Source organism: Streptomyces sp. NPDC001927 (genome assembly GCF_053594455.1).
The window spans coordinates 489,997-502,170 of the sequence record NZ_JBSFEN010000002.1; the positions used below are offsets into that span (position 1 = coordinate 489,997).

Annotated in this window: 10 protein-coding genes; 6 read left to right on the plus strand and 4 right to left on the minus strand. The window is 71.4% G+C overall.

The window, feature by feature from the left end; genetic code table 11:
* Positions 1–2: 2 nt before the first annotated feature.
* Positions 3–668, plus strand: a complete 666-nt coding sequence (locus ACWCO8_RS06765) for an HdeD family acid-resistance protein (protein WP_451031274.1) — start codon at positions 3–5, stop codon at positions 666–668.
* Positions 669–844: 176 nt separating this feature from the next.
* Complete coding sequence (locus ACWCO8_RS06770) at positions 845–1,267, plus strand: DUF350 domain-containing protein (RefSeq protein WP_384511382.1); 423 nt, start codon at positions 845–847, stop codon at positions 1,265–1,267.
* Positions 1,268–1,294: 27 nt separating this feature from the next.
* Here the strand turns inward: ACWCO8_RS06770 and ACWCO8_RS06775 are convergent, their stop codons facing one another.
* The 3 genes from ACWCO8_RS06775 to ACWCO8_RS06785 form a co-directional block, all read right to left on the minus strand.
* Positions 1,295–1,807 carry a hypothetical protein gene (locus ACWCO8_RS06775; RefSeq protein ID WP_451031275.1) on the minus strand — a complete coding sequence of 171 codons (513 nt, stop codon included), beginning with the start codon at positions 1,805–1,807 and terminating at the stop codon, positions 1,295–1,297.
* Between the two features lie 44 nt (positions 1,808–1,851).
* Positions 1,852–3,378 carry a glycoside hydrolase family 71 protein gene (locus ACWCO8_RS06780; RefSeq protein ID WP_451031276.1) on the minus strand — a complete coding sequence of 509 codons (1,527 nt, stop codon included), beginning with the start codon at positions 3,376–3,378 and terminating at the stop codon, positions 1,852–1,854.
* A 137-nt stretch (positions 3,379–3,515) separates the two neighbouring features.
* A complete protein-coding gene (locus tag ACWCO8_RS06785) occupies positions 3,516–4,493 on the minus strand; it encodes an LCP family protein (RefSeq protein ID WP_362002909.1) in 978 nt (325 codons plus the stop codon).
* Positions 4,494–4,829: 336 nt separating this feature from the next.
* Between ACWCO8_RS06785 and ACWCO8_RS06790 the strand changes: the two genes are divergently transcribed.
* Positions 4,830–6,305: a sugar transferase gene (locus ACWCO8_RS06790; RefSeq protein WP_451031440.1), complete on the plus strand. Its 1,476-nt coding sequence runs from the start codon at positions 4,830–4,832 to the stop codon at positions 6,303–6,305.
* Positions 6,306–6,326: 21 nt separating this feature from the next.
* On the opposite strand, the gene ACWCO8_RS06795 is transcribed toward ACWCO8_RS06790, so the two are convergent.
* Complete coding sequence (locus ACWCO8_RS06795) at positions 6,327–7,295, minus strand: GDP-L-fucose synthase family protein (protein ID WP_451031277.1); 969 nt, start codon at positions 7,293–7,295, stop codon at positions 6,327–6,329.
* A 126-nt stretch (positions 7,296–7,421) separates the two neighbouring features.
* Here ACWCO8_RS06795 and gmd point away from each other — a divergent pair, with 126 nt between their 5' ends.
* The 3 genes from gmd (at position 7,422) to ACWCO8_RS06810 (ending at position 12,120) form a co-directional block, all read left to right on the plus strand.
* The gene (gene gmd / locus ACWCO8_RS06800; RefSeq protein ID WP_362002905.1) at positions 7,422–8,435 is read left to right on the plus strand and encodes a GDP-mannose 4,6-dehydratase; all 1,014 of its coding nucleotides are present in this window, start codon (positions 7,422–7,424) and stop codon (positions 8,433–8,435) included.
* Positions 8,436–8,621: 186 nt separating this feature from the next.
* On the plus strand, positions 8,622–11,345 hold the full coding sequence (locus ACWCO8_RS06805; RefSeq protein WP_451031278.1) for a CBM96 family carbohydrate-binding protein: 2,724 nt from the start codon (positions 8,622–8,624) through the stop codon (positions 11,343–11,345).
* A gap of 79 nt (positions 11,346–11,424) precedes the next feature.
* Positions 11,425–12,120: a hypothetical protein gene (locus tag ACWCO8_RS06810; RefSeq protein WP_451031279.1), complete on the plus strand. Its 696-nt coding sequence runs from the start codon at positions 11,425–11,427 to the stop codon at positions 12,118–12,120.
* Positions 12,121–12,174 lie beyond the last annotated feature (54 nt).

A 12,174-nucleotide genomic window follows, 5' to 3' on the forward strand; every position in this document is an offset into this window, starting at 1 on the left:
CCATGACGCAGACCCCTCACCAGTCCTCCGGAGGTTCCGACCCCTACGGTTCCGATCCCTACGGGTCCGACCCCTACGGGAGCGGGCGCCCGGACCGGGATGTGCTGCCCGGGCCGCTCGGCGCGCTGGCCGGTGCCGCCTGGCAGGCGCTGCTCGTCGCCGGTCTCGCCTCGCTCGTCCTCGGAGTCCTGGTCCTTGTCTGGCCGGGTGCCTCGCTGTTCGTGGCGGGAATCCTGTTCGGCCTGTACCTGCTGTTCAGCGGTGTGATGCAGCTGGTGGCGGCCTTCGGTACGCACGCCTCGACCGCGCTGCGCGTGATGGCGTTCATCAGCGGCGCCCTGTCGATCCTGCTGGGCCTGTTCTGCTTCAAGGGCGCGACGCAGTCGATCCTGCTGCTCGCGATCTGGATCGGTATCGGCTGGCTGTTCCGCGGCATCACGCAGACCGTGGCGGCCGCCTCCGACCCCGCGATGCCGGCCCGCGGCTGGCAGATCTTCCTCGGGGTCGTCAACGCCCTCGCCGGCATCGTCCTGATCGTGTCGCCGCTCGAATCGGCGGCGGTGCTCATGGTCCTGGGCGGTGTGTGGCTGCTCGTCGTGGGCGTCGTCGAGATCGTCACCGCGCTCCGGGTCCGCTCACGGGCGAAGGACCTGCCGCCGGGCGTCTGAACCGTCCACCTTGGTCTCGCGGACGACGCCACCCTTGTCCCACGGACGACCCACCTCGCCCCCGCGGACGACCTGGGCCCCGGCCACCTGGCCGGGGCCCTCGGCGTATGCGCTACATTTTGCCGGTCCTTGACCGCGATCACTCACGATCCCTCATTTCTCGGAGCCGGCAACCCATGAGCGACATCATCAACGGCCTCGGCCGGGCCTCCGCCTACGGCGCCCTCGGCGTGGTGCTGCTGATACTCGGCATCGTCCTGGTGGACGTCCTCACGCCGGGGAAGCTCGGGCGCCAGATATGGGAGGAGCGCAACCGCAACGCCGCGACCCTGCTGAGCTCCGCGCTGCTCGGTATCGGCGGCATCGTCTTCACCTCCATCTGGACGACGTACGACGACTTCGGCAAGGGCCTCGCCTCGACGGCCGCCTTCGGTCTGCTCGGCCTCGTCATGATGGCCGTCGCCTTCCTCGTGGTCGACCTGGTCACGCCCGGCAAGCTCGGCGCCACCCTCGTCGACCCGCAGCCGCACCCGGCGGTCTGGGTGACGGCCTCCTGCAACCTCGCGGTCTCCGCGATCGTCTCCGCCTCCATCGCCTGAGACCGGGCGCCTTGTGCGCGCCCCCCGCTAGGCGCTCGGCGCGCCGCCCCCCAGCGGCTCCACCTCCAGGAACCGTCTGCGGCGCGGCCCTCGATACAGCAACGCCTCCCAGCCGAGCCGCTCCAGCGCGGGGACGCAGCCGCGCAGGGCGGACTCCTCCTCCTGCGCGGCCCCGCCACCGGGCGGTCCGACCCACTCCACCACGGTCGTGCCGAGCCGCTCCCCGGCCGTGACCCGGTATCCCGTCAACACCCGTACGCCCGAGGCGTCGACTGCGGAGGGCCTGATCCCCGCCGCTTCCAGGGCGAGCGCCACCGCTCTCACGGGCTGCCTCCGCTCCCACTCGGCGGGCCGCCGCCGCTCGTCGTCCGCGCCCGCACCGACGCCCGCGCCCGCACCCGTCCCGCCGGACAGCCGCCGGATCTGGAGCAGCCCGTCGAGGGCCGCCCGCACCTCACGCGATCTCTGTTCCACGTCTCCCTCCGGCAGCGGCGGTCCGTCCCCCGTCGCCGCCTCGAAGACCCCCCGGTTCGTCGTCATGTCCCCACGGTAGGACCGGCCACTGACAACCGCCCGCACAGCCACTAGCGCTGGGCTCGTCCGCTCGTCACCGCGTAGTACTGCAGGTCCTGTCGGTCGACCGGGCGGCGGACCGGGTAGCGGCTGGTGACCGTGGTCGTGGTCGTGCCGTCCCGTACGGCGGTCGCGGAGCTGTGTCCGGTACGCAGCGGCAGCAGGCGGGCGTGCACCCCGGAGGGCGCGCGGTAGCTCCCGGCGGTGGTGCCCGTCCTGGTGCGGACCTCGGCCGGGGCGGTGAGGAAGGAGAGGACCTCGACGGTGTCGCGGGGTGTGGCGGTGCCTTCGCGGGGCCGTATCACCTGGGGCTGGAGCGTGGCGGGCGGCAGGTCGTCGACGAACTGGACGCGCGCGGTGAGGTAGAGGGTGTCGCGCAGGATCTCGGGCCAGGCGCCGGTCTTGAACCGGGTCAGGTAGTAGGAGGAGAGGTCCAGGTAGGCGTGGCCGTTGTGCAGGGAGGGCGCGACCTGGCTGCCCTCGGAGTAGTCGTTCCAGGTGGTGAGCTGGACCCAGTCGGCGCGGGAGTCGATGGCCGCCTGCCAACTCGCGCGCAGCGTCCCGGTGTTGCCGGCCTCGTCGAAGACGCCCTGGTTGGGGCGGGCGTCCTGGACGGAGACCGGGTGCATCCAGATCTTGCCGAGCCGGTGGGCCCGTTGGGCGTCGGCGACGGCGCCGGCCTGCCGGTCGGGGCTGCGGGCGCCCCACTCGGAGAGGCCGTGGCTGATCGCCGCGTAGCCGTCCCGGTCGGGGGTGAAGTCGAGGAAGAGCGGGACGAGCGCGGTCCTGATGCCGTGCCGGGTCTCCAGCTCGCGCATCATCTCCCGCCACCAGTCGGGGTCCTTCTCCTCGGCCTTGAACGGGGAGGCGACGAGCCGGCCGTCGGCCAGCCGGTGCGCCGAGGGCGAGCGGGCCAGTTCCGCGAGGAGGTCGGCGAGGGAGCTGGGCGTGGCGGAAGTGAGGGCCGTCATGTCCGGCATGAGCTGGATCCGGAAGCCCGGGTCCTCCTCCTGCGCGGCCCTGAGGAGCAGTTCGGCGCGGTCCCGGTTGCGTCCCCTGTCGGAGAGCAGGTCGAGGGTGAAGCCGTCGAGTCCGGCGTCGCGGGCTGTGCGGATCTCCTGGCGGAGGTGGGCGAGTTCCCAGTTCCCGCTCTCGGGTGCGGCGGGGAGCGGGCGGTCGCGGAGGAGGCCTCCGTAGGCGCTGTGCTTGCCCTTCTCGCCGTCCGGGGTCAGGTAGTTCCTCGTGTAGTAGTCGCGGTCGGCGGGCTCGTTGTCGAGGGAGAGGGGGTACGGGGTGAAGTAGTGGGCGAAGACCAGCTTCTCCGAGCGGCGCAGTTCGGCCGTCGGCGGCAGGTCGAAGGGGAGCGCGGTGCTGTACGCCTTCGACGGCGCCGACGCGGCGGGTGCGTCGGCGCGGAGTACGCCCGCCGCGCCGATGCCGGCCCAGGCGCCGAGGAGCAGGACGCCGAGGACGATTCCCGGGAGGATCCTGCGCCGTCCGGGTGCCCGATGGTCTCGGCCTGAGGACCTGTCAGCCATGGGCGTCCTTAGGGTCGTTCGGAGCTGTTCGCCGGTCCCGCGGGCGGCTCCGGCTCCGTGCGGGCTGGCTGTAGTACAGCCGATGACCGGCGGGGGAACAACCACCGTCGGGCGCGTGGCGGGCGGGTCCCGGCTACCTAGGGCGTACCGCTTCCGAGGCGGTCGGTGCGGTGAGCGGCGACGTAGGCGGCCATGGTGTCGTTCCGCATCGCGGCCCACAGCGCGCCGGATTCCTTCGCGTCGAGGAGGACGACGGACTGCCCCTTGATCGTGTCGGTGCCGGTGACGGGGGCGTTCATGAAGACCATGTCGCCGGGGCGAACGGACTTGTTGTCCCAGAGGAGTTCGCGCAGATCGCCGTCGCTGAGGCGGTCGTCGACGCTCACGCTCGCGGTGAGGTCGTCGAGCAGTTCCGCCGTCCTGACCGGGTTGGTCAGGTTGCGGGTGGTCATGGCCTTGGTGAGGACGGCGCGCAGGAAGTTCTGCTGGCGCTGGGTGCGGTCGAGGTCGCCGCGCGGCAGGTTCTTGCGCTCGCGTACGTAGACGAGGGCCTGCTCCCCGTTCATGTGGCGGACCGTGCCGTCGACGCGGAGGTCGACCCCGCCGACGGTGTCGGTGAGTTGCTTGAACCCCTCCCAGTCGATGATCGCGAGGTGGTCGACGCGGACGTCGGTGAGGCGTTGGACGGTGTCGATGAGGAGGGGCGGGCCGCCCCAGGAGAAGGCGGCGTTGAGCTTGGACGTGCCGTGTCCGGGGATGTCGACCCAGGAGTCGCGGGGCAGCGAGACCACGTAGGCGCCCGAGTGGTCGGCCGGGAGGTGGACCAGCATCATCGTGTCGCTGCGCTGGGCGCCGTACGTCCAGGTCGGGGCCTTGGCGTCGCGTCCGGTGGTGGGCAGCTCGGAGCGGCTGTCGACGCCGATGAGCAGGAAGGTGAGGCCGCCTTTGGAGGGGGCGGGCTGTTCGGCGGGCGGGACGTGGGTGGGGAAGGCGCCAGGGATACGGTCGACCTTGCCGGTGTAGTGCTCGACCGCCCACCAGCCGGCGCCGCCCGCCAGCAGGATGCCGATGCCGAGGAGGGCGAGCGCGGCCAACAGGACGCGTTTCGGGCTCACTCGACGCTTACGCGGCGTGACGGGGGGTGTGCTTTCCGCCACATCTCTGTCGCTCTCCCCCACGCCGACCTCGTCCCCCTCCACCACATCCCCACCCCTTCTTTTCATGTCCTCACGTGCGTCAACTCCCTTTGCACAGACGTATCATGCGTCCGGCCGTGTCCACACCGGCCCCGATGTCACGAGATGAATACGCCATCACCTTCTGAGGTCGTTCGCGTGAACTGCAGCGGACGTGCGCGTGTATGTCGTACTGTTCCGGCGTTGCGACGCTTGTTCGTCGATCAGGGGGTCGACGAACAAGATGGCGAACGTCAACACGTGCCTGGGGGGTACATGTGGCATGCCCGCACCACTGAGACCAACTCCACTGGATCCGCAGCCGGTTCACCGGCCGCGGCGACGCGTTCCCGTACGAAGGCGGGCTGGTATCCGGTCGTCGCGCTGACCGTCGACGCCCTGGGGGTGGGCGTGCCGGTGGCGCTGATTCTCCGGCTCCAGCATCAGCCGTACGCCTACGCGGGCGCCCTCGTCGCCGCCCTGTCCTGGGTCGCGGTGCGGGCGCTGCGCCGGAGGTACGCACGCCGTGAACTCGGGGAGTCGCGGGGCAGTCTGCCCGTGCTGCACGACTGGCTGATCCTGCTGGGCGTCCTGGCCGTAATGCGGGCCGCCGCCGATCTGCACCACCCGGCGCTGCTCTGCCTCGCCGTGCTGCTGCCCGCGCCCGTACTCACCCTGGTCTGCTCGAAGTTGACCTGGCATCACCTGGTCGCGGCGCGCCGGGAGGCGCAGGTGGTCACCCGCGTCCTCGTCCTCGGCGAGCCCGCGGCCGCCGGTGACGTGGCCGAGCACCTCGCGGGGCGGACCGAGCACCCGTACGTGGTGGTCGGCGTGGTCGCGATCGGCGAGGGCCCGGTCCGCACCGGGGCCCCCGTCGCGGGCCGCCTGGGGACCGCGACGCCGGAGACGGCGGACGGCGACACCTGCCATGTCCTCACCGCGGCACGGGAGTTGGAGGCAGACATCGTGCTCGTCGCGGCCGGACCCTCGATGGCGGGCGAGCGGTTGCGCCGACTGTCCTGGGGGCTGCACGACGCCGGGACCGAACTCGCCCTGGCGCCGGGCCTGGTGGAGTGCGCGGTCAAGCGCCTGGAGACCACCTCGGCGGCGGGGCTCGCCCTGCTGCGGGTCGCTCCGCCGCTGCGCAGCGGCGTCCAGCTGGTCCTCAAGTCCGTGATGGACCGGGCGGGGGCGGCCTTCGGTCTGCTGATGCTGTCGCCGGTGTTCCTGGCGATCGGCGCGGCCGTGCGGCTCGGCTCGCAGGGTCCGGTGTTCTACCGGCAGGTGCGGATCGGACAGGGCCGGGAGCCGTTCGTGATGTGGAAGTTCCGCACGATGTTCCTGGACGCCGATGCCCGCAAGGAGGAGCTGGAGCGCGCCAACGAGCACGACGGTCTGATGTTCAAGATGCGCCGCGATCCGCGCGTGACGCGGGTGGGCCGGCTGCTGCGCCGCACCTCGCTCGACGAACTGCCCCAGTTGATCAACGTCCTGCTCGGCTCGATGTCGCTGGTCGGGCCGCGTCCGCCGCTGCCGGAGGAGGTGGCGCGGTACGGGGACGTGGAGCTGCGGCGCCTCGCCGTGCGGCCGGGGATGACGGGGCTCTGGCAGATCAGTGGCCGTTCGGACCTGTCGTGGGACGAGACGGTCGAGCTCGATCTGCACTACGTGGACAACTGGTCGTTCACCAGTGATGTGGATGTCATGGCCCGTACGTTCCGCGCCGTCGTCGACGGTCGCGGAGCGTACTGACGGGCCGGCCGCCGCATGAGATCAGCGCTGTTCCCGCCACCAGGCGTAGGTGGCGGCGATGCCGTCCGGCAGGGCGACGGCCGGCTTCCAGCCGAGGCCGGTCAGCCGGGACACGTCGAGGAGTTTGCGCGGGGTGCCGTCGGGCTTGCTCGTGTCCCAGGCGATCCTGCCCTGATAGCCCGTCACCTCGGCGACTGTCTCGGCGAGTTCACGGATCGTGAGGTCCTCGCCGCAGCCGATGTTGACCGGCTCGTCGCCGTCGTAGCGGTCGAGCAGGACGGCGCAGGCGGCGGCGAGGTCGTCGACGTGCAGGAACTCGCGCCGCGGGGTGCCGGAGCCCCAGAGGGTGATCTCCTCCCTGCCCTCTTCGCGGGCCTCGTGGAAGCGGCGGATCAGGGCGGGCAGGACGTGCGAACTCTGCAGGTCGAAGTTGTCGCCGGGGCCGTAGAGGTTGGTCGGCATCGCCGAGACGTAGGAGGCTCCGTACTGCTTGCGGTACGCCTGGATCTGCACGATCCCGGCGATCTTCGCCAGCGCGTAGGCCTCGTTGGTGGGCTCCAGCGGACCCGTCAGGAGGGCGTCCTCGGTGATGGGCTGGGGGGCGAGCCGGGGGTAGATGCAGGACGAGCCGAGGAAGAGCAGCCTGGTGACGCCGGCGGCGTGCGCGCCGGCAACGACGGCGAGCTGGATCCGGAGGTTCTCCTCCAGGAACTGCACCGGGTAGGTGCTGTTCGCCATGATCCCGCCGACCTTCGCCGCGGCGAGCACGACGGCGTCGGGGCGGGTCTCGGCGAGGAAGGCGGCGGTCCGCTCGGCGTCGCGCAGATCGAGTTCGGCGCGGGTCCTGGTGATCACCTCGTGCCCGTCGGCGGTGAGCCGGCGGGCGATCGCGGAGCCCACGAGACCGCGGTGGCCCGCGACGAATATCCGGGCCCGCTCGGGCAGGTACGACGTCGTTGCTCTCAGGGCTGCGGTCGTCGATTCAGTCATGGCCCGGATCATGCCAGGCCGAGGGGGGCTCTAGTACACCAGATCGGGAATTACGGCCTGTAACACACCATTTCCGTATGACACGGACTGGCTGGGGGCCGGTCCGTCAGGGAGGGGCAGCAACGTATGGGCAAGACCGCACTCATCACCGGCGTCACCGGGCAGGACGGCTCGTATCTGGCCGAACTGCTGATGTCCAAGGGCTACACGGTGCACGGCCTGGTCCGCCGCTCGTCGAGCTTCAACACCGAGCGGATCGACCACATCTACCAGGACCCGCAGCAGGCGAACCGCTCGTTCGTCCTGCACCACGCGGACCTCTCGGACGGTGTGGCGCTGGTGAACCTGCTCCGCGACATCCGCCCCGACGAGGTCTACAACCTGGGCGCGCAGTCGCATGTGCGGGTCTCCTTCGACGCCCCGCTGTACACCGGTGACGTGACCGGTCTCGGCGCGCTGCGGCTCCTGGAGGCGATCCGGGCGAGCGGGATCGACACGCGGATCTACCAGGCGTCCTCCTCCGAGATGTTCGGCGCGACCCCGCCGCCGCAGAACGAGGGGACCCCGTTCCACCCGCGCAGCCCGTACGGCGCCGCGAAGGTCTTCGCGTACTGGGCGACGGTCAACTACCGCGAGGCGTACGGGATGTTCGCGGTGAACGGGGTGCTTTTCAACCACGAGTCGCCGCGCCGGGGCGAGACCTTCGTGACCCGCAAGGTGACCCGGGCGGTCGCGCGGATCAAGGCGGGGCTGCAGGACCGGCTCTATCTGGGCAACCTCGACGCCGTGCGCGACTGGGGGTACGCCCCCGAGTACGTCGACGCGATGTGGCGGATGCTCCAGCGGGACGAGCCGACCGACTACGTGGTGGCGACCGGAGTCCCCTCCACGGTACGGCAGTTCGTGGAGACGGCGTTCGCGCACGTGGGGCTCGACTGGTCCGAGCACGTGCGGTACGACCCCAAGTACGAGCGTCCCAGCGAGGTGGACGCGCTGATCGGCGACGCGAGCCGGGCGCGGGAGCTGCTCGGCTGGAAACCCGCCGTCCAGGTGGAGGAGCTGGCCCGGATCATGGTCGACGCCGATGTCCGGCTCGTGGAGGACCAGTTGGCCGGCGCCACGGTGCGCATCGACCGCTGACCTGCGGCTTCCGGCCCGGTGGACGCCCGTGGGGCGGTGGCGGCCCAGGCGGCTGCGGGGCCGGATGGTACGGGATTCGCCAAGTGGCCTTATCCGGTTGTCAGTTCGTCGTACAGTTCGCATTCATCAGATGGCAGTTGCACCACTTCACGCCACATTGACTGGGCTATCACGCCTGGGGGGAACATGCGTAGATCCTGGGGGCTCACCGCTGCCCTCGTCCTGACCGTCGCGGCCGGAGCCGGGGGCTCGTTGGCCCCGACGGCCGCGGCCCTGACGCCGCCGGTGGCCTTCACCGCGGACGATCTGCCGACCTGGCAGACCAACGGTGTCGTCTGGGCACTGGCCGAGACGAACGACACCGTCTTCGTCGGCGGCACCTTCTCCGAGGTGCGCCCGCCCGACGGCACCGCCGGCGCTCCCAAGAGCGCCGTCAACTTCGCGGCGATGGACGCGGCCACGGGCGCGCCCACCGACTGCACCCTCTCCTTCACCGTCGGCAGCGGCACCGCGACCGTGCGGACGCTCGTCGTCTCGCCGGACAAGCAGACGCTGTACGCGGGCGGTTACTTCGGTGCCGTCAACGGCGTCCCGGTCTCCAGCCTCGTCGCGATCGACGTCGCCACCTGCACACCGAGGCCCTCCTTCACCCCGAGCTTCCCCGCGACCGTGCGGGCGCTCGCCGTCACCGACACCACCATCTACGCGGCCGGCGACTTCGGCACCGTCGAGGGGCAGACCCGGGAGCGGTTCGCGGCCATCACCACCGCCGGTGCGCTGCTGCCGTTCACGGCCAACGCCGACGAGCCGGGCCGCGCGATCGAGGTGACGCCGGACGGGCAGAACGTCCTGCTCGGCGGCGACTTCTTCTCCGTCAACGGAGCCAACTCGCACGCCCTGGCCGTGGTGAACGCCACGACCGGCGCCGTGACGAAGGCGTACCCCAACGGCTGGATCCCGCAGAACTCCGTCGTCAAGGACATCGAGACCGACGCCACCGGCTTCTACACCGGCAACGAGGGCACCGGCGGCGGCGTCTTCGACGGGCGGATCGCCCTGAACCTGTCGAACTTCGAGCAGCGCTGGCGCGACACCTGCCTGGGTGCCACGCAGGCCGTCCGCTCGTACGAGGGCGTGCTCTACAGCGCCTCGCACGCCCACGACTGCTCCAGCGTGGGCGAGTTCCCCGACGGGCGCCGCTACCACTTGCTCGCCCAGCCGACCACGTCGACCGGCAAGCTCGGCTGGTTCCCCGACACCAACGACGGCATCGGCGAGGGCATCGGCCCGCGCGCCTTCACCATCTCGGGCACCGGCGCCACCAAGTACCTGTGGGTGGGCGGCGAGTTCACCACCACCAACGGAGCGCCCGCGCAGGGTCTGACCCGCTTCGCCTCCGGCCCCGACACCGGCGCGCCGACCGTCCCGGTCGCCAGCGCCGCCGCCGTCGGCCCGAACGCGGTCCAGATCCGCTGGCGTTCCAGCCTCGACCTGGACGACTCGAGGCTGACGTACAAGGTCTACCGCAACGGTGCCGCGACCCCGATCGCGACCGTCCAGGGCAACTCGCTGCACTGGTCGCGCCCGCAGGTGTCCTTCAAGGACACCGACGTGACCCCGGGTCAGACGTACAGCTACCGGGTGACCGCCGGGGACGACGCCGGCAACACCAGCGCGCTCTCGGCGACGTCCACCGTGACCGTGCCGACCTCCCCGGAGCCGTACGCCTCCCGGGTGATCGCCGACGGTGCCTCGCTCTACTGGCGCTTCGACGAGTCGACCACGCCGTACGCGGCCGACTCCTCCGACGGCGGTGACAACAGCGGTCTGTACGTCAACGCGCCCGCGCTGCGCCAGACCCCGGGAGCCGTCTCCGGTGCCTCCACGGCCGTCGCGCTCAACGGCACGGACGAGCAGATCCACAGCGACCGGCGGCAGTCCGTCACCGGCCCGTTCACCGTCGAGACCTGGTTCAAGACCACCACGAACCGCGGCGGCAAGCTGATCGGCTTCGGCAACAACACCACCCGCAACAGCGGCAGTTACGACAAGCACCTGTACATGACCAACTTCGGCACCATCGTCTTCGGCGTGTACAGCGGCTCCACGCGCACCCTCACCTCCCTCGGCTCGTACAACAACGGCGCCTGGCACCACGCCGTGGGCACCCAGGGCCCCGAGGGCATGCGGCTGTACATCGACGGCAAGCTGGTCGGCTCCAACAGCGTGACCACCAACCAGAGTTACGACGGGTACTGGCACGTCGGCGCAGACAACCTCGGCAGCTGGCCGCTGCGCCCGACGAGCTCCTTCTTCGCCGGCCAGCTCGACGAGGCCGCCGTCTACCCGAAGGCGCTCACGGCCACGCAGGTCGCCCAGCACCACAGCCTGGCCTCCGCCCCCGCCGACACGGTCACCACCGTCACGGCCACGGAGGACACCTACGCCAACGCGGGCGCGCCCGGCACGAACTACGGCACGTCCAGCTCGCTGGCCGTCCGGGGCACCTCGGCGTACGAGTCGTACCTGCGGTTCCCGCTGCCCGCCGCCCCGGCGGGCAAGGTCCTCAAGAGCGCCAGACTCGCGGTGAAGACGACCACGATGACCGGCGCGGGGTCGACCGACTCGATCTCGGTCGTACCCGTCACGGGGGCCTGGGCGCAGAACACGGTGACGTACAACAACCGGCCCGCGCTCGGCTCGGGTGCGGTCGGGACGCTGAGCGGGGCCGTGGACGGCTCGACCGTCTACTCGGCCGCGCTGGACACCCCGGCGGTCGCGGCGGCGCTCGGCAGCTCGTACAGCCTGGCGCTGACCAGCACCGGGACCGATCCGCTCTGGCTCTGGTCGTCCGAGGCGACGGCGGCGGAGGGCACTCCGCAGCTGGTGCTCACCTTCGGCGCGCCGTAACCGGTCACCGTCCCTCCACCACCGGATGCGGGGCCCGGCCGACCGGGCCCCGCATCCGACGTACCACGGGAGTTCCCTCATGCGTCGACCTCTTCACCGGCGCCCGGCAGCGGCGGCGGCCGTGTTCGCCGCGCTGCTCGCCCTGACCGCCTGCTCGTCCTCGGGCGACGGTGGACCCACCGAAGGTTCGCCCACGGCGGCCGGGCCCACGCGGTCCGCCGCCGTTCCCGACCGGCAGGCCGTGGCGGCGGAGAGCGCCGGTCCGACCGCCTCCGCCTCCGCGTCCAAGGGGCCGGTCGTGCCCGACGCGCAGCTGAAGCCGGTCACGGGTTCGTTCACGGAGAAGGAGAAGAAGTATCTGAGCGGGCGGGTGCCGGTGAACACGGACCCGGCCGCCGTGCTCCAGACCGGGCAGGAGTCCTGCCAGCGGCTCGAGCGCACCGCGAAGCGGGACAAGGACGCGGCCGTCGGCGCGATCGTCGCCGGGGACATCCCGGACGCCGAGGCGGTGATCACGCACCTGTGCACCGCGCAGCAGCCGCTGCTCACGACCGCGAGGACGGGCTTCGGCGAGGGTACGGTCAAGGCCCCGAAGGCCGGCACCTACCGTGCCCTGACCACGAACCCCGCCTGCGCCTGGCAGGCCCTCGGAGCGGACGGCAAGGTCCTCGCCTCAGGGCCCGCGCCCGGCTCCCAGGGGCCGGTGCGCGCGAACGTCCCCGCGGGGACGAAGGAGTTCACGTCCAGCGCGTGCTACGCCTGGCTGCCGGCATAGCCGTCTCACGCGGAGAGCCCGGTGTCGGTCCGAGGACCGCACCGGGCTCTCCCG

Coding starts and splice junctions, on each gene's coding strand:
- ACWCO8_RS06765 (WP_451031274.1), top strand. CDS start 3: ATGACGCAGACCCCTCACCAGTCCTCCGGAGGTTCCGACCCCTACGGT.
- ACWCO8_RS06770 (WP_384511382.1), top strand. CDS start 845: ATGAGCGACATCATCAACGGCCTCGGCCGGGCCTCCGCCTACGGCGCC.
- ACWCO8_RS06775 (WP_451031275.1), bottom strand. CDS start 1,807: ATGACGACGAACCGGGGGGTCTTCGAGGCGGCGACGGGGGACGGACCG.
- ACWCO8_RS06780 (WP_451031276.1), bottom strand. CDS start 3,378: ATGGCTGACAGGTCCTCAGGCCGAGACCATCGGGCACCCGGACGGCGC.
- ACWCO8_RS06790 (WP_451031440.1), top strand. CDS start 4,830: ATGTGGCATGCCCGCACCACTGAGACCAACTCCACTGGATCCGCAGCC.
- ACWCO8_RS06795 (WP_451031277.1), bottom strand. CDS start 7,295: ATGACTGAATCGACGACCGCAGCCCTGAGAGCAACGACGTCGTACCTG.
- gmd (WP_362002905.1), top strand. CDS start 7,422: ATGGGCAAGACCGCACTCATCACCGGCGTCACCGGGCAGGACGGCTCG.
- ACWCO8_RS06805 (WP_451031278.1), top strand. CDS start 8,622: ATGCGTAGATCCTGGGGGCTCACCGCTGCCCTCGTCCTGACCGTCGCG.
- ACWCO8_RS06810 (WP_451031279.1), top strand. CDS start 11,425: ATGCGTCGACCTCTTCACCGGCGCCCGGCAGCGGCGGCGGCCGTGTTC.